The following is a 21,474-nucleotide window of genomic DNA, read 5'->3' as shown; positions in this document are numbered from 1 at the left end:
CAGACATCTTTGCGCAAGGCGCGGCTGCCAGCATCAGCCTCCCGTATTTCGCAGAGACCGTTTGCCCATGCCCCCGCTCAAGTGTTCGCCCGCCCTGCTCCGTCACGCCGCGCTGTTGCTGACCGTTTCGTACCTGGCCGGCTGCAGCAGCTCGGCCCCGGTGGCGAGCGCCAGTTGCGCGCAAGTCGACCATCCAGTGTTCGACCCTGCCCAGCGGGTCAATCGGGGAATTTTCGCCTTCAACCAGGTCGTCGATGACTATGCCCTGGCCCCCGTGGCCCGTGGGTATCTCCACCTGCCGAATTTCTTCCAGCGGGGTGTGCATAACTTCACCACCAACTTTGGCGAGCCCAAGGTCTTCGTCAACGACTTGCTGCAAGGCAACCTGAAACGTTCGGCCACGACCCTGGGGCGTTTCACGGTCAACACCACCCTCGGAGTGGCGGGGCTGATCGATGTCTCGGACCCGATGGGCATCCCCCGCCACACCGCCGACTTCGGCCAGACTTTTGGCGTCTGGGGCATCGGCAACGGGCCCATCGTCGAGCTGCCGCTGCTGGGCACCGGCAACGCCCGCGACGCCGCCGGGCGTGTTCTGGGGCTTGCCTTCAACCCCTTCGGCACCCACAGCGACACCGTCAAGACCCTGGAGACGGTCAACCTGGTCGGCGGTGTGATCGACCAGCGTGCCGAACTGCTGCCGCTCACCGACAGCCTGAAAAAGCTGCCGGACTACTACAGCGCCCTGCGTAATGTCGTCGCCGAACATCGCGCGGCTTTCGTGCAGGAAGGCAAACAGGGCAGCACCCAGCCTGAGAAGGACCGCTGCCAGGGAGCCGCCCAGGATGGTTTCTGAACAGCGGGCATTGATCCTTGAGCAACGGGTGAGCAAGCGCGCCGATACTGACCTGCACTGCCATGAAGTCAGCCTGCGGCTGTCGGACGATCGGCGCCACCTGATCCTCAGCCACTACACCGAGCACTACAGCCCGCAAGGCTCGCAATGGGTCGAACGCCATCAGCAGGTGGCCATGGACGATCTGTTGCGCTGGCTTGCCCACCGGGCGGAGCAAGGCGCCTGACCTGGCGCCCTTCTCATCGACCTCGAGTGTGAACCCGGCACCCTCGAGGCTTGCCACGCTCCTACAGTTTCTTCTCTATTTACCCCTCGAACCCGCGTAATACTTGAGCCCCGCACCTTCGGGATTTAATATCCACGCCGCTTATGTCGAGCATCAGTACCGGTTGCACGCCTGGCCCGCTCAGGTCGACACCGAGAAGAAAAACTAGAGAAGGTGAAGCAATGACGGGTGAAAACCTGACACCGGGTTTGCTCAAGCGCGGCCTGAAAAACCGCCATATCCAGCTGATTTCCCTGGGCGGGGCCATCGGCACCGGGCTGTTCCTGGGTTCTGCCGGCGTACTCAAGTCCGCGGGCCCGGCAATGATCCTCGGTTATGCGATCTGTGGGTTCGTCGCGTTCCTGATCATGCGCCAGCTCGGCGAGATGATCGTCGAGGAACCGGTGGCCGGCTCGTTCAGCCACTTCGCCCATAAATACTGGGGCGGCTACGCCGGCTTTCTCTGCGGCTGGAACTACTGGGTGCTCTACGTACTGGTGGGCATGGCCGAACTCACGGCCGTCGGCAAGTACGTGCAGTTCTGGTGGCCCGATGTACCGTCCTGGGTCAGCGCGGCGGTGTTCTTCGTGCTGGTCAACCTGATCAACCTGACCAACGTCAAGGTGTTCGGCGAAACCGAATTCTGGTTCGCGATCATCAAGGTGGTGGCGATCATCGGCATGATCGCTCTCGGTTGCTACCTGCTGATCAGTGGCACCGGCGGCCCGCAAGCCTCGGTCAGCAACCTGTGGAGCCACGGCGGATTCTTCCCCAACGGTTTCAGCGGCCTGCTGATGGCGCTGTGTTTCATCATGTTTTCCTTCGGTGGCCTGGAGCTGGTGGGCATCACCGCCGCCGAGGCCAACGAACCGCGCAAGGTGATCCCCAAGGCGATCAACCAGGTGGTGTTGCGGATCCTGATCTTCTACGTCGGCGCCCTTACCGTGCTGTTGTCGCTGTACCCGTGGGACCAGTTGCTGACCACCCTCGGTGCTTCCGGCGACGCCTACAGCGGCAGCCCGTTCGTGCAGATCTTCGCCCTGATCGGCAGCGACACGGCGGCGCAGATCCTCAACGTGGTGGTGCTGACCGCCGCCCTGTCGGTCTACAACAGCGGCGTGTACTGCAACAGCCGCATGCTGTTCGGCCTGGCCGAGCAAGGCGATGCACCGAAATCCCTGATGAAACTGAACAAGCAAGGCGTGCCAGTACGGGCGATTGGGGTCTCGGCGCTGGTGACCTTGCTGTGCGTGGTGGTCAACTACGTGGCGCCCCATGAAGCGCTGGAGTTGTTGATGGCGCTGGTGGTGGCCTCGTTGATCATCAACTGGATCGTGATCAGCCTGACCCACCTGAAATTCCGCAAGGCCATGGAACGGCAAGGCGTGGTCCCGGGCTTCAAGGCCTTCTGGACCCCGTTCAGCAACTACCTGTGCCTGGCCTTTGTCGCGCTGATCCTGGCGGTGATGCTGATGATTCCGGGGATCAGTGTCTCGGTGTATGTGATGCCGCTGTGGGTGCTGTTCATCTATGGCTTGTACCGACTGCGGCTAGCCAAGGGCCGGACACGGACGGTCAGCTGATAAATGAGCGTCTGAGAACAGCGCAAACTACTGGAGCCTGGCTTGCCAGCGAAGCTTTTGGCGATCTTGGGAGCCCCTTCGCGGGCAAGCCCTGCTCCTACAGTTTTGTGTCGTACCGTGGTTTTGTGAACGACACAGCTCTTGTAGGAGCAAGCTTGCTCGCGATGCAGGCAACACGGTCTAACAGGTCGCCTTCATATCCTGCTCAAGGCAACCGCACATTCCCGTCATAAGGCGTCTGCAGATCCCGCTCCGGGATCTCCCAGATCAGCAGCTTCGGCGGCGTCTGCTTGAACGCCGGGCTGTCGAAGTAGGCTTTCGCCGCCCCGGAGAACTCGCCGCCATCCTTGGCGAAATTACCCACCGGCGCGCCCACCGCCGCCTCCAGGAAACCAACAAAATTCGAGTTGCGCGAAAACGACGTGCCGATCAACGCCGTGTTCGGCAGATTGTCATCACCAAACAGATCATCAAGGTTCTCACCCGCCGCCGCATCAGCCTTCTCCTTGACCTGCGTCGCCGCCACGCTCTCCGCCTTGGGCTGCAACGCCAACGGCAACCAGTCGATCCCCGCCAGGCGCACCAGGTCACCCGGTCGCACAGCGGCAGGTTGCGTGCTCAACTCATAGGTCTTGTGCGGCGTCACCGTGAACTTCAAGGCACCGACCGCCTCGGCAATCCGCCCCGCCGCAGCCTTGGCCCCGGCCTCGCTCCAGTGGGTATCGGTACGCAGGAAAGCGCCCTCCCCCAGCGCCTGCAAACCTGACGTCAAGTCCACCGCCGCCACGCCCGCGCCTTGCAGCCCGGTCAACCAGGCGGCAATCCGTGGCTGGAATGCAATCGGACGCCTGAGCGAGCACAACTGCGCCGCCGCGATCCGGCTCTTGTCCGGCACCACCGCCACCAGCAATTCGATACCGCGCTTGCTCAACGCCTGGCGCAAATCAAGCACAGCCTGCGCCTTGGCCTGGGCATTGGTCGCCGCGTTGCGGTTCACGCGCAACTCGTCACTCAGGAACAACCAACCCGGACAGCCCTCGCGCACCCGTGGCCCGAGGTCGCCATCGATCAACCAGCTGCCGCCGCGCTCAAGGTCGGCGGCCTGCTTGGGCAGTGGTGCATCCGACAGTGTCTTGGCGAAACGGTGAGTGATCTCGCCATGCAGGAGCATGTCCGGCGTCACCACCTTGGGCACGAACTCGATCGAACCCTTGATCATCAACCAGACGCAGGACAAGGCCCCCAGTGCCAGGAACAGGGTGAAGATCACGCCCGCCAGGGGACTGGCGCGCATCGCCAACGCACTGGGCGGCGTGGGGGCAACGGACGGGGATTGCGTTGGCTGGTTCATCAGAATTGAAAGTACAGAAAGGGCACGGCTTCACGGCTGGCGATCAGAGCGAACGACAGGGTGAACCCGAGCACGGGCCAAAGGGCCGCAGCCAACACGAACAACTCGTTGCCTGCGAAACGTCTCTCCACACAAGGCTGCAACAGCGGCGCGAGAATGCACGCCAACCCGAGCAACGCCGCCAAGCCATGAACCGGACGCAAGGTCACGGCCAGGGCGTCGCCCAGGGCAAAGCCGTGCTGGCCGAACTGGCCGCCATACATGCTCAGGGCCGTGGCGAAGTCCGGCGAACGGAACAAGGTCCAGGCCAGGCACACGAATAACAGCGTAGCCACATGACAGGCCCAGAGCGGCAACCCCGGCAGGCTGGAGCGCGACCAGGCCCGGTCGACACACAAAGCCACGCCATGGGCCGAGCCCCAGAGCAGGTAGTTCCAGCTGTCGCCGCCATGCCAGAGCCCGGCGATGGCCATGGTCAGGAACAGGTTGCGATAGGTTTTCCACACGCCTTTGCGATTACCGCCCAGGGCGATATACAGGTAGTCCCGCAGCCAACTGGACAACGACAGGTGCCAGCGCCGCCAGAAGTCCTGGATGCTGTAGGCCAGGTACGGGCGGTTGAAGTTTTCCGGAAAGTGAAAGCCCAGCATCAGTCCCAGGCCGATGGCCATGGCGCTGTAGCCGGCGAAGTCGAAAAACAGTTGCAACGAGTACGCCAGGCAGCCGATCCAGGCGTCGACAAAGGACGGGTTGTCCAGATGGAAAGCCACGTCCACCAGCGGTGACAAGGTGTCGGCCACCAGCACTTTCATGCACATGCCGATCATGAACCGGCGTGCGCCAAGGGAGAAATTGAACCAGTTGAAATAGCGCTGGTTCAGCTCCCGGCGAACCCAGTCATAACGAATGATGGGCCCGGCAATCGAATGACCGAACATGGAGATATAGGTGGCGTAGTTGATAAAGCTGCGCTCCACCGGCACCACATGCCGGTGCACATCCACCAGATAGGAAATCGCCTGGAGGACGATAAACGACAACCCCGCCGGCAAGGCCACACGCTGCCAGGCCATGGGCATGGCACCGTAATAGGTGATCAGCTGGTTCCAGGTCGCGGCGAGGATATTCGCGTACTTGTACCAGCAGAGCACCGCGGTGTTGATCACGATCAGCGCGATCAACAAACGTATCCGCCCCCGCGAATCCTCCCGCGAGCGGTCCACCAACAGGCCGCCGACCCAGGCCAGCAGGGTCAGCACCATATGCAGGAACAGGAACAGCGGGCTCAGCCAGCCATAGAACAACCAACTGCCGATCAGCAGGATGACGTTACGCCAGCCCGGTCGGGCCAGCGCATAGACCAGTAGAAAGGCTGGCAGGAACAGCGTCAGGAATTCAAGCGAGGCGAAAACCATGGCAACGGGCGCTTCCGATTCAGTTGGACAAGCTATCCGTGGCGGTAATCAGGCGCGGCCCCGACGACGATGGCAGTAATAACAAACTGTAGCGCTTGTTCGCCTCCAATGCGCCGAGTTCGACCGCCGAACCCACCGGGCTTCCGGCACAGACCAACTGCACCGCCAGCGAAGCCCGCGGGTTCAGTTCCTGACGCCGAGGGTTACCCGGCGGCGCCTTCTGGAACAGGTCGACATCGCGTCCGGCCAGGTTGATCCGGGCGTCAGTGCAAGCCGGGTCGGCATCGAAAAATGCCAGCGAGGCCTTGAGCTGGTTGGGGATATCGAAGGCTTCGCTGATCACTACTTGTCGAATGCCTTGCTGTGCATCCGCCAGGGCGAACACCGTGGCGAAATCGCCGGCGTTGACCTTCACGTCCAGGGCCACGCTTTTGCCGTCACGGCTCAAGCTGCCCCTGATCGGTTGACCACCGGATACCGGAATAAAGCCGCTGACCACCTGGCCCTTCTCCAGCTTCAGGCTACTGCTCGCCCCTTCGGGGGTCAGTTCCAGGGGCGTGTCGACCGCGTTGACGAAACGCAGATAGGCCGAGTCCTGGGACGGGCCGGTGGGGTACAGGGCAATCGGCCCACTGAAGGCACTGGCACTCAGGGCCAGGCCGGCCAGGGCGCCAACGGCATTGAAAATCCGTTTCACTTTGCAGCTCCTTTCACTGCCGTGGCGGGCAGTTCGTTCAATGATTTGCCGATGGCCGCTGCCCATAACTTGTAGCCGGCGATGGTGAAGTGCTGGCCGTCGGAGGTGGTCCACTCGCCGGGCTTGGAAAACTTCGTCGAGTCGATATAGGTGCACGGCGCGACCATATTGGCCAGGGTGCCCGCCACCAGTTGAGTACGGACCTGGTTCTTGCCGTACTGGTTTTCGTTGGTGTTGCTGCCGTTGGCCTTGCCCCATGCAGGTCCCACCCAAACACACTTGGCACCGCTGTCGGCGATCTGCTTGGTCAGCGCGGTGACACTCTGGTAGGCCCAGACCTTGGGAAACGGCGTGGTCTTATAGGAGGCCATGGTGTCGCCCATGATCAGGACCACCAGGTCCGGTTTGTCCTTGGCGATCACGTCCTTGATCGGCTGTGTGTCGAGGGTGCCGCGACTCATCACCTTGATCTTTTCACCCGGTTCGCGAATCGCCCCGCAATCGAGTTTCAGCTTGGGCGTGACCCAGTCCGCCGGGTTGGCGCCACAGGCACCGATGGCGTGAACCTGGGCGCCTTGCTGGGTCAGGTTGTCGTAGAGCGGGTTCATCAGCGAGTCGGGAAAGCTCATATGGCTTTCGCCAATCACGAGTAGGGTCAAACCAGCCAGTACGGAAGAAGCCATCAATCATTTCCTCGTTGCATCAATTCGAATAGGGGGAGCCAAAAGGGCTGACCGGCAGGGCCATAGGCCCGGTCATGTTCTCGAAGGTGTAGCGCAGGTACACACCGCCGCTGAGCTGTCGGTAATCGCTGGCGTTGTCCACGCCCAGCGTGCCACCGAGGAAGAAGCGCGAACCGAACTTGTATTCGCCCGCCGCATTGAGGCTGTATCCGACGCCGGTCTTGCTCTCGCTGCCATAACCGGTCAGCCCGGCAGCGGTGGCCTGTGGTTGCAGATTGCTGTTGCCGGGGAAGACCTCGGCGCTGTCCTGGCCGATATGCTGGACGCCCACCGAACCCTTGACCCGGTAGGTGAAGTTCTCGGTACGTTGCGACCAGCTGATCGGTACGCCCAGGGCGAAGAAGGTCTGCGGGCTGAAGTAGCCGCCATGGCCCACGGTGAAGAAGTCCTGGTTGTTGGCATAGGTCAGCGCCGAACCACTCAGGCCCAGGGTGAGGATGCTGTCGGGGGCATTGCGCAGGTACCAGTAGATACCGCTGCCCAGTTCGAAGCGGTTGTTCGACTCGACGTTGTTGCCTTGCAACACATGCGCCGAACCATAGCCGTAGGCGCCGAATTTCTGGTCGTCGTAGCTCAGTTCGCCGCGCACGCCGTTGGCCGTGACGCCGCCCCACTTGTCGCCGGTGCGCGGATCGCGAGAACCGGCAAAGGAGGTCACGCTGTCGGTGACCGCCCGCCGTGAAACACTCACGCCGTAGCGGTAATCGGAATTGCTGTCGAACGGCCGATTAAGGCTGACACCACCAATCGGCGTGCTGTAGATAAAGCCCATGGGACTGACACCGAGATCCGCCTTGAGGCCTTGCTCCTTGTCCCGATAGGCCACGGCCACGCCGAGACCGCTGGCGGTCTGCGAACCGACCGGGTCGAGGCCGCTGGCACCGAAGCGCGCCTGGGCGGAATTGCCCGGGCTGCCTGAAGACAGCGACACCGGAGTGATCTGCAACGCCATACTGGCGCTGTTATCGCCCACCGGCACGCTGACTTCGAAGGGGGCCTCGACGTCCGTCAGCTTGCTCAGGCCCTTTTCGCCGTTGTTGCTGCGCACGGTCAGGCCCTGGACGGCATAGCCGGTACGGTCTTCAACGATCTCGTTCAAGGCCTGTTGCGCCGGGCTCAGCGTCGGGCGCGAAGTACTTTCGCGGGCGTAGGGATCATCGAACGGATTAACCGAATTTGCCGCGATGCCGGTCCCGCGTCCGACCGCCGTCGGCACCGTGTCACCGTCGCGGGCGCCCAAACCTGAACCCAGGCCCACGACAGAGGCATTGATCGGCGGCGGAACCAGGTTCGAAGACGCCAGGGCCGTCGCCTCCCGGCGTTGACCGGGCAAACCGACAAAGGGGTTGGCCGACTGCGTCGCGGCTTGCGGAGCCGCTGCCACATAGATCTCCTGGCGCTGGCTGTCTTCGATTTCGATGGCCTTGCGCAGCAGCTTGCCGGCCTCACCGGTCTTGCCCATGCCGCGATAGATTCGCGCCGACGCGGTCAGGGTCTGGGGTACCCCGGGCTCCAGTTCAAGGGCCTTTTTCACCGACTGTTCGGCCAGGTCGAAGTCCCGTCCTTGCAGGGCGACATCGGCCAGGCCCAGCTGCAATTTGGCATTGCCCGGGTCGGCCTTGATCAGCGGTTCATAGAGTTCCCGGGCTTTTTGCGTATTGCCGCTGGCTGCATACATCCGTGCCAGAGACGACACCGCCTGGCTGTCATTGGGCCGCTGCTTGAGGGCTGGCGAGAGCATGTCGAAAGCCGCCACCAGGTCGTTCTTTTCCCGCAACTCATCGGCCTGCTTGATCCGGTAGAGGAACAACAGGTCTTCATAACGCTTGCTGGCGGTCTCGCTCATCGGCTTGCCCTGCAAGTCCCGCAGGATCTCGCTGGCCTGGGCGTCCTGATCGGCCTTGAGCAGCACACCGGCATAGAGCAATTGCAGGTCGGGGGTCGATGGCGAGTGATCGAGCACTTGGCGCATCAGGTTGACCGCCTGCTGTGGATTGCCGGCTTCGGCATAGGCCGATGCCAGCACCGCGACACGCTCGGGTTTCTGCCCGGCCAGGGGCTCACAGCGCGACAGCAGTGCCCAGGACTCCTGGCGCTGACCACGGTGGGCCACGTCCACCGCCAATTCGGTCTGGATATGCAGGCGGATGTCCAACTCCATATCGTTCATGTCGCTGCTGCGCTTGGCCGCTGGAATCCGCGACAAGGTGCGCTGGGCCTTGGTCCACTCACCCAGCTCGGCCGAGAGCAAGGTGCTGGTGTAGAGCGCGTCGGGCTGATCGGGTTGCTGCTTGAGCAGTTCGTCGATCAGGTCCCGGGCCACCTGGGTCTGGCCGTCGCGCAGGTAGACGCGGGCCAGGGCAAAGCGGGTCCAGGGATTTTTCGGGTCGTCGGCCAGGGCCTCCTTGTAGGCCTTTTGCGCCGCCGCCAGATCACCGCGACGTTCAGCCAACTTGGCCACCTGGATCGCGCGCAGGGAGCGGATTTTCACCGTAGGCGCCAGGCGTGCCTGGTCCGCCGCCGACAGCCCGTCGATCAGGCGCAACGCCTCATCGGACTTGCCTGCCCGCGACAGCACGTTGATCAATCCGGCGAGGGCTTCCGGGTAGTTCGCCGTGCGCGCCAGCACTTGCCGGTAGCCCGCTTCGGCGGCATCCAGCTGCCCCGCCTGGGACTGCCAGTTGGCCAGGGCCGTGGGGCCGGCCGGCTCGGCGGGGTTCTTGGCGATCGCCTGGTCGATCAGTGCCCGGGCCTGGCTCTGCCGGCCAGCGCGCTGGGCATCGCCGGCCTGGTCCAGCAGGATCCAGTAGCGTACATCCTCGAGGGCCGCGTTCCACTGCGCGCCCCCCGGCAGGCGGGTGGCTTGTATCAGGTAGCTTTCGGCCTCGCCCAGACGCTTCTGTTGCTGGCGCACGATACCCATGCCGCCAAGGGCATCGTAATCGTTGGGACGCTCCTTGAGACGGGCCTGCAAGGCCTGCTCGGCACCCGCGATATCGCCGGCATCGATGGCCTTGAGACCACGGGCCACCTGCGGGTCGCGCTGCCAGCCGGAACCACCACGGCCCTGGGCGATGCCCTTGTCCATCAGCGCACGGATCTCGGCATCGTCCGGGTGTGCCTGCAGATACTGCTGGAACAACGACACCTGGTCGCGTGAGGGCGGCCCCAGCCACTGCAAGGCGAAACGCCAGGTTTCATCGGCATTGCCGCCGATATCCGGGTTGTGCGACAGCCGCGCCAGGGCACGGATGCCTTCCGGGCGGCTGTCGGAGTTACGCGCCAGGTGCAAGGCCAGGAACAAGTCGAGGATCGCATCGTCGGGACGTTCCCGGCGCAACCGCTCCAGCCCCACGCGGGCCTCGGGCCAGCCACCGGTGGAGAAGCCCAGGGTGTTGTAGTACTCACGGGCGATCAAGCCTTGCGGCTGATGGCCATCGAGCAACTGCCGGTACACCGCCACCGCCTTGTCGCGCTCATCGGCGTCGCTCAGTTCGCGGGCCTTTTCCAGCAGTTGCTGCTTGTCGCCCGGGCTCAGCGCAATATCCTGCTCCAACTGCAAGGCCAGGCGTGGCAACGGCTTGATCGCCTGCAACCGCGCCAGGTACTGGCGGGCACCGTCCAGGCGTTTCTGTTGCAGGTCGATCAGGCCCAGGCCATAGAGCGCGTCAGGCTGCTCGGGGGACAGGTTCAACAACTTGCTCCAGGCCTCCGCGGCCCGATCGGGATGCTCCTTGGCCTGCCAGTAGTAGCCCTGCTGGATCAGCAGCGACTGCGGGTTGCCGGTCTCGGCGGCCAGGCCGGGCATGGCCGCCAGCGCGGCGCACACCGCCAGGGCTAGGGTTTGCTGGCGCATGGAGCCTCCCAGGACACTTTCAAGGTACCGTCCTTGTTGAACTGATAACGTTTTTCACTCCAGCCCAGTGAGAACAGGCTCAGCATCACGTGGTAATACTGGTGCTGGCTGTAGGCCGGATCGGCCGGATTGCTGTAGTGCGCGATGGCCTCGTCGACGATGCGCTGCTGCTGGTCGGCCAGCAACGGCAGGCCCTTGGCCCGCAGATACGGCACCAGGGACGCGGAGAAACCGTAAGGGCCGATGCCCTCGGTAACGCCGGTGACCACCTGGACCTTTTCCGGCGGCACGCCGGTGGAGGCGACGAACTGGGCCATGCCGTCGAGGTTGTCGAGGATCGGCTTGGCCAGCGGGTCGGCAGGTGAGGTCAGGCCGGCCCACAGGTAGGTGCGGATGGCGTCGTAGCTGCCCTGGGCCGAGGTGAATTTATCGACCACGAACATGCCCTTGTTGACGTCCGTGCCGCGATAACCGACCCAGTCGGGCACAAAGCCGAAACGGTTCATGTTCTTGTCGGCAATCATCTTCGCGGTGCTTTCGGCGATGTCCTTCCAGGCCCCGGACGGGCTCTCCTGGCTGAAGCGTCGCAGCAACGGGATCGGTGTATAGCTGGCGTTGAAGCGCCAGAGCTGGTCCGGATGCTCGTAGCCGACCGGGCCCGGCAAGAGCATCTTGCCCAGGCCCGGAATGTTGCGCACCAGGGTCTTGTCCAGGTTGTTCAGAATCCGCTGGGCGTCCGTACGGTACTCGGGCTTGTGCCACAAACGGTCGGCCTCCAGCAGCGAGTACGCGATCCAGAGATCGGCATCGCTGGCGGAGTTGGTGTCGATCACACCCCAGGTGCCAGTGGGCGTTGGGCCCCACAGCCAGCCGGGCAGGTTCTGCGCGATATTGGCCCCGGCCATATTGTCGCGGGTCCAATGCCAGAGCTCCTCGAAGGTCAGCGGATCGTTGCCGACCAGGGCGAAGAACATCCCATAGGCCTGGCCTTCGGAACTGCTCTGGTTGGGGTCCATGCTCGAGCCGAGCATGCGCCCGTCCTTCTGCACGAAACGCTCGGCGTAGTCTTTCCACAGCGGCCAGTTCTGCAACGAGCAGGACTCGGCCCGCGCGACCAGCGGCACCAGCAGCGCCAGGGACAGCAAGGTTCGACGCCAGATCATGACAAACGCTTCTTCGCACGGGCACGCAGGGCGAGATACAGCAGGCTGGCCACCAGCAACAGGCCCAGCACGGTCACCAGCAGCATCCACTGCATGTTCTGCGACAGCAGCCATTGCACGCGCTTGAACAGGTTCAGCTCACCGACGTAATACTGCTCGTCGGCCACCAGCGAAGTGATCTCCTTGCCCTGCACCACCGCCAGGCTGCCCTGGAGACTGTCCTTGTAGGCGTCGCCACCGATCATCGCGGCCGTGGCCTCGGCCAAGCCTTCAGGCTTGCCGCTGGCAATCACCACCACGCTGCGACCGGGCTTGAGCGGCGACTCGAAACCGGCCAGGTAGGTACTGCTCTGGGGACCGCTGTAGCTCACGGTCAAGGTCGGTTTGCGCTGGTTGGCCGCAGGGTCCGGGCTGATCCACTGGCGCACGCGCAAGGTCAGGTCGGACAGCGAGAAGCGATGGTTGTCGCCCGAGACACCGGCCGGCAAACGGTCGATCCACTGCTTGAGCAAAGGCTGGTTGTCGCCCGAAGCCAGCACCAGCAGGTCCTTGTCACTGACCGACTGCACCTGCGCGGCATCCACCACCTGCACGGCCGTGGCCGGGTAGCCGGTGGAGTCGCCGAAACGACCGAGCACGGTCAGGTAGGCGCCCCACTCCGCCGGCCCGCTGCCGTCGGGCAGCACCACGGCGCTCTGGGAAAGGTCGGCCAGGCGGGTGAACGGGAAGCCGCTGTCGTTGAACACGCCCAGGTTCGGCAAGGCGATGTAGTGGTTGTAGCCCGTCAGGTCGAGGGTCGAATCCGGGTCGATCAGCCCACGCATGTTGTCGATGATGATGTCGCGGCATTCGCCCTGCTTGATGTAGTCGAACATGAAGCGCAACTGCAATTGCGACTGCGCGCCGGCGGAACCCAGGGGGATGCGGACGACGGATTCGCGGGGCAGGCTTTCATCTTTCTGCAGCAGTGTCAGCAGGCTTTCAGCACCGCCCAGGCTCTTCATCGAAGGCAGGGGCATCGACTTCATGAAGGTGTTGTTCAGGCTCACCAGCAAGGAGGAATTGCTCGATTCCTGCTGCGGGGTGTAGCGGTATTTCAAGTCCAGCCGGACGCCTTCTTCACGCCAGTTGAACATGTCCGGCGGCAAGCGCAGCGGTATGCCGATGGGCCCCGGGTTGTAGCCGGACACGCTGAACAGCTTCGGATCGAGCAGCTCGCCGAGCTTGACCGGACGATCGGACGGCAGCCAGTTGGGCGCATCATAGGGTTTGCGTGGGCTCAGCGAATCAAGATGCTCGATCAGCACGCTGTTGCCCTCCAGCGCCTTGCTGCCCAGGGCCACGGCCGAGGCCGCGAGCTTGAGCTCGGCGCCGTCGCGACCGGCGACGATCAGGAGCTTGGCATGGGGGTCGCCGGGATGGGTCACGAGGGTGACCGTCGGGCCCTTCGGCGCGGGAATCGCCAGCCCACCCAGTTGCACGGCGTCCTTGCTCTCGACCAGGACAACGGCGTTGCCCTTGTCCGGCAGTTGCCCGACGTTGCTGGTAAAACTGGCGCCGCGATAAGCCGCCAGGGCGCCCAGCCACGACGACAGCGCACCGGCGCCTTCGAGGGCGGCGTGATCCGGCGCCTTGGCAAACACGAATGGCAGGTTCAAGGGCTGCGAGTCGCGACGGTCGAAAAACGGCAGCGGCAGGATCGACAGATCGTCCTTGAGCGAGATCGGCGACACGTTGAGCTCAAGCTCTGAACTGTTGTTGATCTTGGCCCACAGGCTGCTGTGCTGCGGGTCCTCGCACTGCATGGTGTAGTGCCCGATAAATTGCAGGCGCAGGCGGTTGAACTCGGTGATCAGGTGCGCCGGGATATTCACCACCTGCTCTTGCGGCTTGCCGGCACCGTCCTTGGGCAGCGCCAGGCTGGCGGCCACTTCATCGTTGACCAGCACGTTGATCTGCGACAGGTCGGCCAGCAACGCTGGCGAGTAGCTGTAGCGCAGCAGCAGTTGCGCACTGTTGACCACCTCGTCGGCGCGGACGTTGAAGCTGACGCTGTCGGCCGCTTCCACGCCCTGCAGGTTCATGGTGTCCAGGCGTCCCAGTTGCTTGAGGGTCAGGCTGTGGCTGTAACTCCCGACCGGCGGCTGTGGCGCGACATTCGTCGGCACCACCGGCGGCGTTGCGGCGGTCTCGGCCCAGGCGTTATGGACCAGCCCCCCCAGGCACAGTGCGGACGAAGCCAGGAGCATCAGCGGACGACGAGTGCAACGCAGGGCGCTACGGGTCAACGGTGTAGGGGTCATGACTTATCCATAAGAGGTACGAGCGGGTTCAAAGGGGCGTTTTTTCTGGCCGGTACGGCTGGGCGAACAGGCGTCGGCTGATCGGCCGGGCGTCGGCGCGTCGGCAGCAACAGCGCCTTGACCAGCGTGCCGAGGCCGATCAGGCCAATGGCACTGACCTCGCGCAGGGCCGACAGCGGTGTATCGAGTTTGCCGTTGCCCCAACTGGTGGCCCAGGTGTCGGCACGGGAGAAGGTCATGCGCACCAGTTCGCTTTGCTGGCGCAGGGTCAACGGATCGAACAGCGCGCCGAGGTACTGGCCCTTGCTGAACACCACCGTGGTGTCGAACTCACAGGTCGTGGCGTTGCGAAACAGTGTCACCCGCACCCGCTCACCGGCCGTGACCGTAGTGCCCGCCGGCAACTTGATGCCGAGCCCGCGCTGAGAGAAGTCCTGGGTGATGCCATACACCGGGGTGCCGTCGGGCAGTTCGACCTTGACCGGCAACTCGGCGCTGACCCGCGGCTCGGCGCGGATCTGCCGCGACTCACTGGCCACCGCCACGGCGGCGCTGGTGATGATCAGGTTGTAGAGGGTCCAGAGGGCGTTGATCAGCACCGTGATCGCGGTGGCGGGATCGCCCCAGATCCATTGGTGGACGGCAAAACCCAGCCCGGTGAGGTTCAGCACCAGCAGGACGATATAGGGCCGGGCCAGCTTCCAGTCGAAGAACTGCTGGTCGATGATCCCGCCCTTGTCGGTGACGTTGAAACCGCCAAAGCCGGGTTTTATCAGCGCCATCAGTACTGGCGGCATGATGTACCAGGCCAGCACCGTCTCGTAGACCTCGTTCCAGAACGAATGGCGGAAGCGCCCCTGGATACAGGAGTTGGTCAGGTTCGAGTGGAACAGGTGCGGCAGCACATAGGCGGTGATCATCAGCGCCGAGGCGTGGAAGATCTGCGCACCGAAGATCAGGTACGCCAGGGGCGCGGTGAGGAACACCAGGCGCGGCAAACCGTAGAAGAAGTGCAGCATGGCATTGGCGTAGCAGACCCGCTGGCCGAGCTTGAGGCCCTTGCCCATCAACGGGTTGTCCAGGCGGAAGATCTGCGCCATGCCCCGGGCCCAGCGGATGCGCTGGCTGATATGTCGCGACAGGCTTTCGGTGGCCAGGCCCGCGGCCTGGGGAATCGCCAGGTAGGCGGTGTTGTAACCGGCGCGGTTGAGCTTGAGGGCGGTGTGGGCATCCTCGGTAACGGTCTCGATCGCCACGCCGCCGATTTCTTCCAATGGCTGGCGCCGCAGGATGGCGCAGGAGCCGCAGAAAAAGGTGGCGTTCCACAGGTCGTTGCCATCCTGCACCAGGCCGTAGAACAACTCGCCTTCGTTGGGCACGGCACGGAAGGTCTTGAGGTTCTTCTCGAACGGGTCCGGGGAGAAGAAAAAGTGCGGCGTCTGCAACATCGCAAGCTGTGGGTCCTTGAGGAACCAGCCCATGCCGATCTGCAGGAAGGAACGGGTCGGCACATGGTCGGCGTCGAACATGGCGATGTACTCGCCGTCGGTGACCTTGAGAGCGGCATTGAGGTTGCCGGCCTTGGCGTGGGCATTGTCATCACGGGTGATGTAGTTGACGCCGATGCTCTGGCAGAACCGTCGGAACTCGTCACGACGACCATCGTCGAGCACATGCACCCGCAGTTTTTCCTTGGGCCAATCCATCGCCTGGGCGGCGAAGATGCTCAGTTTCACGATGCTCAGGGCTTCGTTGTAGGTGGGGATGAACACATCCACCGTCGGCCATTCGCTGGGGTCGCCGGTGAGCAGTACCGGGCGGCGACGCAGGGGCCAGGCGGTCTGCACATAACCGAAGACCAGCACCACCAGGGCGTAGATTTCCGCCAGCACCAGGCCATAGCCAAAGGCGATGTCCAGCCAGCCTTCGAAACCGAGGGTCTCGGTCAGGCGCCAGTACATGTAGCGCAACGAGGCGACCAGCGAGAGCACGATCAGCAACAGGATCGGCCAGCGCCCCGGCATGCGCTTGACCAGCAAGGCCAGGCCGAAGCACAGCGCGGCAAACAGGCATTGGCTGTACAGGTCCAGCGGTGCGCTGACGATGCTGATCAGCAACAGCCCGCCAATCAGCGAAATGCCCGCGATCAGCGCCTTGCGCAGCGCCCCCGGCCATTGGTTGAAACGCTCCAGCCAGGCGTTGAGACGCAGTTCAGAGCGCCCCGGGAGATGGGGCGTGAGGTTGGGATCGCGGGTCATGACAAAGAGGACTCTTGCGTACCGTACATGAGCAGTTCGCACAGCGAACCTGAGAGGTCGAGGACGTCCTGGCAGCCTCGGGTGCTTGGGGTATGCGCCAGCGGATTACGGTCGTACGCCAAGGCTTCGCTGATGAAATGATCCTGGCGGATCACCCCCAACAGCTGCTGTCCTGTTCTTTTTTTCAGCACTTCGCAGAGGTCGAGGCTGAACTGGCGGGACGTGTCCAACTGGTTGATCACAACTTTGTATTGCGCGGGATTTTCCCGTTGCAGGTAGGGAGCGAGCAGCCGGTCCAATTGATTGAGGCTGGTGTAGGCGGCCGCATCGGCCAGGGTCACCCCAAGCACCACATCAGCGATCTCCAGCGCCTGGGCCAGGTAGACCGTTGCCCCGGGCGGGGTGTCGATCAACAGCGTGTCCTGCTCATCCAGGTCAAGCTGCGCCAGGTGACGGGCCAGCCACAAACGATCGTTTTCCAGGCGCTGTTCCAGGCTCCGACGCTGCGGCTCGCCGACCACGCCGTAGGCCAGGCAACGGCTACCGGAAAAGCCCTTGCGGATCAGCGGCTGCCAATCTTCGTCGGCACTCTCGGACTGGGCAATGCCTGGCCAGTCTTCGTTGCCGCCCAAGTGCAGGCACAAGGCGTTTTGCGGGTCCAGATCGAGCGCGAGCGTGCGCCCGCCCGAACGTTTGATCCCACAGGCCAGGACGGCGGCCAGGGTGCTCTTGCCCACCCCACCCTTGGCCGACACCAGGACAATGACCTTGGCCTTGAGCTTTGGCGCACCCTGTCCAACAGGCTGCGCAGTAGACACGCCGCCGCGCTGTTGTTCGATTTCCACCAGCAGCCGGCTCAGCGGCGTGGAGCCGACGAGCGCCATGGAGGACGACGGGAAAACATCCAAGGGTTCAGTGGGCTGAGGGTCGAGGCTGGCAGTCAGCGACTCCGGCATCGGGACTTCGGATACGACAGGCGCCGTGTCTTCGATGTAGTCGTAGCTGGGCTCGATCTCCCGGTAGCTCTCGACACTCCCCCCGAATCGATTGAACAGATTCGCAATGTCATCTGAACGGTGCATGTAAGTGTCCCTTCGTACAATTAGGTTCAACTCAAAAATGTAAGGGGACAAGCACTCGACTAGCTCTACATTCCATTGCCCGTTATTCCCGGATTGCTCCCTCCCCACGCAGTATCAATTTGATAGCGCCATTATTTTGTTGTCCAATAGATTTTCATCAAATAAAAACCGACAATCGCCAATAAATTGGCGAGCAAAGCCAACCACCTCATTTCACTGGTAAATTTCCTTCTTCCGAGACCGCTGACCGGTTGAGCCGTGACATTGGCGCGTGGGTCCAATAGATTAGGCGCCCTGAAATGCCCCGGCCTTTCGAGCCTCACCCCAGTTAAATGACACTGAAATAGCGAAATTTCGATGCCTGATTCCCATACCGATGAAGCCGTAACCTCCCTGTCCGCCAAGGGCGAATACGAAAACGCCATCCATCTTTCCCAGCATGTGCCCCAGGCCAAGAACATCAGCGAGATGGTTCTCGACGCCTTCCACACCTCGAAAGAGAGCGACCAGATTCGCGAACTGCGCTTGGCGATCCGCCAGGCCCACGACCGTTTCGACGACGACAAAGCCTACGAACTCATGGGCCAGCTCAAGCAACTCAAGGACGCCGAGGCGGCCGACATCGCGGCCCTGGAAGACCTGAGCACGAAATTCCCGATCAGCCGGATTCTCTCCAGCTACAAGGACGACGCGGCGTTCCAGGAGCTGGTCTATGGCTTGGCGCTCAAGGTGCTGAACCAGACTCACCAGGCCCTGAGCAACCCCAGCGCCGGCAAGGGCAAGGCCGCACGCGTCAAGAAAGAGGCGCCGGTCTTTGTCATCAGCAAGGACGACACCAGCGTCAACTTCCCGCTGCGCACACCGCGCAGCAAGGCCAATGCCGACCGCGAAGCGTTCGAATTCCTCGGCTTTGCCTTTGCCGGCCACGGCGACCTGGCCGAGTTGCTGAGCGAAACCTTTGTCGACAACGAAGGCAACGAACAGCCGGCCACCCGTCAGAACATCGTCACGGCGATTCAGCAGCAGACGGCGTTTGCCGGGTATAGCGTCGTACAGCAATGACGATCCGCCGCTGAGTGGGAGCGGCGGCGAATGAAAAGAGGCAGGTGCGTTTCGAGGTCAGTCGCAGTGAGGGCTGGCCTGGGGATGGGCCTGCCTTTTTTGATTCGAATGCGGGAAACCTGCTGGAAGGTTTCTTGGATAACGACCGTAAAAATGACCTCACGCAGCAGCGAGAGACATTCTGATCATGGAGGGGTCGAAGCTAAACCAAGGCTCGCGCATGAGCATTCAAATCTATTCCTAAAGCATGCATGACCCTGAGCACCGTCTCGAAACGTGGTTTCGAACCAGGCGCAAAAGTCTTGTAGAGGCTTTCCCGCCCGAGCCCCGAGTCCTTGGCTATTTGCGCCATTCCCCTCGCTTTGGCCACATATCCAATCGCGCGAAGAAATTCATCGCTATCTCTATCGGCCAATACCTGGGACAGGTACTCACTGATAGCCTCGTCGCTATCCAGCAACGCAGCCATGTCAAATGCGATGAGAGCTTGGCTCATATTCAAACCTCCTGTGACAGTTTCTTTGCTCGTCGGATGTCGGCAACCTGTGAAGACTTGTCACCCCCAGCCAGCAGGACGACCACCACACCGTTGCGCACCGTGAAATACACACGATAGCCCGCACCGACATCTACTCGTAGCTCGGATACGCCCTCACCCACCGATTTCACATCACCCCAATTACCCGCGGCGACGCGATCAATGCGACGGGCAATTGCCACCTTGGCGCGCAAATCACGTACGGATGAATGCCAGTGCGAAAAACTCTGCGTTTGCTGAACAACGTAATTCAAAATCATCAAGTATCCATCTGGATACTAGCAGAAACGCCCGCACTCGCCAACAAGCGCCGGGAAAGCGTTATCCACCAGCGCTTTATCAGACCTGATCGCTGCACGTGCAACGACAGAGCGACATTAGCTTTCCCTTGAAACGCAGTAAGTCCGTCGCAGCCGCAATAGGATGTAAGAAGAGGAATCGCCACTAGGCGGCTTGCATGCTTCGATCTAAATGCCTACACAGTCCCTGGCGGGTATCTGACGAAATCCAGCCATTCTCGCCGTGAAATACTTATCCTTCGGTTTCAGCGCCAATGTCTGCTTCTCAGCCGCGATCGCCCCGGTAAAGTCACCGCTCCTGGCCCGCACACAGGCCAGGGTCTCCAGCGTATTGGCATCGGGTTGCAGCGCCATCGCCCGTTGCGCGGCGGTGAGAGCTTCAGCCTGGAACGCTGCACCCTTGAAGATTTCAGTGCTCGCAATAAGCCAGGCCAGGTTGTTCTGGCCTTTGGGCGAGTGCGGATAAAGCCGGGTTCCGCTACGGTAATCCGCCAGGGCTTTTTCGAGCGCCCCTTTCTTCTGCCAGAACTCGCCGCGCAGCAGCGTGGCATACCCCAGCACCTCGTCGCGGGACAAGGTACGCCCCTGCCAGACCGGCAACTGCGCAGACGGGCTCAAATCCGCCGCCCCAGCCCGCAGGCAGGCCAGCCCCAGGAAAATCATCGCCCGCGCCTTCACTGCCCATGCCTATGCGGATCACCCCCATTGCGCCAAACACCTCGAAAACCCCGAGAGCCAGGGCTCTACATCTATATTTCCCACAACAAACGGTACAGTATTACCGTGCCATAGACCGTTGCGTCCCCGCTTTTGGCCTGAGACACCGAAATCAATGCCAAAGGAGTGAGCAGCGATGGTCGAACCATCCAAAAGCGGACCCTGGAACAGCCAACTCGGCGATATCAACGAAGACGTCGTGCACGCGATCCTTGAACTGGTCAGCGATGGCGTCTGGGACTGGAATGCTAATACCGGCCTGGTCTACCGCAGCCCCGGCTGGTACGAAATGCTCGGCTACTCCCCCAATAGCCTGCCGAACAGCGTCTTCACCTGGGAAAACGTGATTCATCCCGACGACTACCCACAGGTGATGGCGCATTTCGACGACCATCTGAATGAACGCACCCTGGGTTATCACGCCGAGTACCGCTGCCGCACCCGCAGCGGCGATTATATCCTGGTAGAAGACCGCGGCTATGTGATCGCCCGCAACCCCGACGGTTCGGTCGCCCGGATGATCGGCGCCCACCGTAGTCTCGAAGACCAACGGCGCCTGCTCGAACAACTGGAGGCCCGTAACCACTCCTTCGAGGCCATCGTCGCCGAGCGGACTGCCGAGCTGTCACGGGTCAATCGCCAGTTGCAGGCCCAGCTCGAGGAAAACCGCCGCCTGGCCGAGAGCGATTCGCTGACCGGGGTCGCCAATCGCTATTGCCTGGAGAAGATCCTGTTCCGGGAGTGCCAGCGCGCCGGGCGCTTTCGCCAGGCGCTGTCGCTGATTGCCATGGATATCGATGACTTCAAGCTCATCAATGACCGCCACGGGCATCAAGGCGGCGACAGGGTGCTGGTCGAGGTCGCGCAAACACTCCAGGGCTGCCTGCGCGACACTGATCTGCTGGCGCGCTGGGGCGGTGACGAATTCATGCTGGTCCTGCCGGACAGCCCCCTCGCCACCGCCATGAACCTGGCACAGCGAATGCGCGAGCGCCTGCTGCAACGCAACCCCCTGGGCCTGAACTCACTGACAATCAGTTTTGGGGTGGTGGAACGTCACGCCGACGAGCCCATGGCCGAACTGATGGGCCGGGCCGACCAGGCCCTGTATCGCGCCAAGGGTGCCGGCAAGAATGTGATTTCCAATTGAGACCGCACTGGCCTTGGCCGACGCCAGGCACCGCCGGTTTTTCCCGCGTACACAAAAAACCCCGCCGAAACGGGGTTTTCTTTTGACCATTCCAACGTCCTGTCGGCTGCCGTCCTGGCGATGGTCGATCTTCCCT

17 protein-coding genes are annotated in these 21,474 nt (G+C 62.5%); 5 read left to right on the top strand and 12 right to left on the bottom strand.

Features of this window, described 5'->3' with window-relative positions; genetic code table 11:
- The first annotated feature begins 67 nt into the window (after window positions 1–67).
- From HX830_RS07250 to HX830_RS07240, 3 genes are all read left to right on the top strand, one after another.
- A complete protein-coding gene (locus HX830_RS07250) occupies window positions 68–856 on the top strand; it encodes an MlaA family lipoprotein (protein WP_103494591.1) in 789 nt (262 codons plus the stop codon).
- Window positions 846–1,082, top strand: a complete 237-nt coding sequence (locus HX830_RS07245) for a hypothetical protein (RefSeq protein ID WP_103494590.1) — start codon at window positions 846–848, stop codon at window positions 1,080–1,082. Before HX830_RS07250 ends, HX830_RS07245 begins: the two co-directional genes overlap by 11 nt.
- Window positions 1,083–1,303: 221 nt before the next feature.
- Window positions 1,304–2,704, top strand: a complete 1,401-nt coding sequence (locus tag HX830_RS07240) for an amino acid permease (RefSeq protein ID WP_177099520.1) — start codon at window positions 1,304–1,306, stop codon at window positions 2,702–2,704.
- Between the two features lie 205 nt (window positions 2,705–2,909).
- Here HX830_RS07240 and HX830_RS07235 read toward each other — a convergent pair whose 3' ends face one another.
- Genes HX830_RS07235 through bcsQ form a run of 9 tightly spaced genes read right to left on the bottom strand, consistent with a single transcriptional unit; the run spans window position 2,910 to window position 17,572 of the window.
- Entirely contained in the window at window positions 2,910–4,055 is a 1,146-nt protein-coding gene (locus HX830_RS07235; protein ID WP_177099518.1) for an alginate O-acetyltransferase AlgX-related protein, read from the bottom strand.
- A complete protein-coding gene (locus HX830_RS07230; protein WP_177099516.1) occupies window positions 4,055–5,470 on the bottom strand; it encodes an MBOAT family O-acyltransferase in 1,416 nt (471 codons plus the stop codon). The genes HX830_RS07235 and HX830_RS07230 overlap by 1 nt, the downstream gene beginning before the upstream one ends.
- Window positions 5,471–5,489: 19 nt before the next feature.
- On the bottom strand, window positions 5,490–6,167 hold the full coding sequence (locus HX830_RS07225) for a cell division protein FtsQ (RefSeq protein ID WP_103494577.1): 678 nt from the start codon (window positions 6,165–6,167) through the stop codon (window positions 5,490–5,492).
- Window positions 6,164–6,850 carry an SGNH/GDSL hydrolase family protein gene (locus tag HX830_RS07220; RefSeq protein ID WP_100941354.1) on the bottom strand — a complete coding sequence of 229 codons (687 nt, stop codon included), beginning with the start codon at window positions 6,848–6,850 and terminating at the stop codon, window positions 6,164–6,166. Before HX830_RS07220 ends, HX830_RS07225 begins: the two co-directional genes overlap by 4 nt.
- Before the next feature lie 19 nt (window positions 6,851–6,869).
- Entirely contained in the window at window positions 6,870–10,766 is a 3,897-nt protein-coding gene (locus HX830_RS07215; RefSeq protein ID WP_177099514.1) for a cellulose synthase subunit BcsC-related outer membrane protein, read from the bottom strand.
- A complete protein-coding gene (gene bcsZ, locus HX830_RS07210) occupies window positions 10,748–11,929 on the bottom strand; it encodes a cellulose synthase complex periplasmic endoglucanase BcsZ (RefSeq protein WP_152741007.1) in 1,182 nt (393 codons plus the stop codon). Before bcsZ ends, HX830_RS07215 begins: the two co-directional genes overlap by 19 nt.
- Window positions 11,926–14,232: a cellulose biosynthesis cyclic di-GMP-binding regulatory protein BcsB gene (bcsB, locus tag HX830_RS07205; protein WP_177099512.1), complete on the bottom strand. Its 2,307-nt coding sequence runs from the start codon at window positions 14,230–14,232 to the stop codon at window positions 11,926–11,928. The genes bcsZ and bcsB overlap by 4 nt, the downstream gene beginning before the upstream one ends.
- Window positions 14,229–16,490 carry a UDP-forming cellulose synthase catalytic subunit gene (bcsA, locus tag HX830_RS07200; RefSeq protein WP_177099510.1) on the bottom strand — a complete coding sequence of 754 codons (2,262 nt, stop codon included), beginning with the start codon at window positions 16,488–16,490 and terminating at the stop codon, window positions 14,229–14,231. The genes bcsB and bcsA overlap by 4 nt, the downstream gene beginning before the upstream one ends.
- Complete coding sequence (gene bcsQ / locus HX830_RS07195) at window positions 16,487–17,572, bottom strand: cellulose biosynthesis protein BcsQ (protein WP_177099508.1); 1,086 nt, start codon at window positions 17,570–17,572, stop codon at window positions 16,487–16,489. Before bcsQ ends, bcsA begins: the two co-directional genes overlap by 4 nt.
- A 357-nt stretch (window positions 17,573–17,929) precedes the next feature.
- Here bcsQ and HX830_RS07190 point away from each other — a divergent pair, with 357 nt between their 5' ends.
- Entirely contained in the window at window positions 17,930–18,634 is a 705-nt protein-coding gene (locus tag HX830_RS07190) for a hypothetical protein (protein ID WP_152741011.1), read from the top strand.
- A 202-nt stretch (window positions 18,635–18,836) separates the two neighbouring features.
- On the opposite strand, the gene HX830_RS07185 is transcribed toward HX830_RS07190, so the two are convergent.
- From HX830_RS07185 to HX830_RS07175, 3 genes are all read right to left on the bottom strand, one after another.
- Complete coding sequence (locus tag HX830_RS07185) at window positions 18,837–19,130, bottom strand: addiction module antidote protein (protein WP_103494570.1); 294 nt, start codon at window positions 19,128–19,130, stop codon at window positions 18,837–18,839.
- A 2-nt stretch (window positions 19,131–19,132) separates the two neighbouring features.
- Window positions 19,133–19,426 (bottom strand): type II toxin-antitoxin system RelE/ParE family toxin, encoded by a 294-nt coding sequence (locus tag HX830_RS07180; protein WP_177099624.1) that lies wholly within the window; start codon window positions 19,424–19,426, stop codon window positions 19,133–19,135.
- Window positions 19,427–19,639: 213 nt separating this feature from the next.
- On the bottom strand, window positions 19,640–20,134 hold the full coding sequence (locus tag HX830_RS07175; RefSeq protein WP_152741012.1) for a hypothetical protein: 495 nt from the start codon (window positions 20,132–20,134) through the stop codon (window positions 19,640–19,642).
- Window positions 20,135–20,324: 190 nt separating this feature from the next.
- Here HX830_RS07175 and HX830_RS07170 point away from each other — a divergent pair, with 190 nt between their 5' ends.
- Window positions 20,325–21,338, top strand: coding sequence for a sensor domain-containing diguanylate cyclase (locus HX830_RS07170; RefSeq protein WP_177099506.1), 1,014 nt, complete (start codon window positions 20,325–20,327; stop codon window positions 21,336–21,338).
- The last annotated feature ends 136 nt before the right edge of the window (window positions 21,339–21,474 follow it).

Source organism: Pseudomonas gingeri (assembly GCF_013385425.1).
Lineage (GTDB): Bacteria > Pseudomonadota > Gammaproteobacteria > Pseudomonadales > Pseudomonadaceae > Aquipseudomonas > Aquipseudomonas gingeri_D.
Note: the sequence above shows the minus strand (reverse complement) of the source record. Positions and strands in the feature narration are given on the sequence as shown.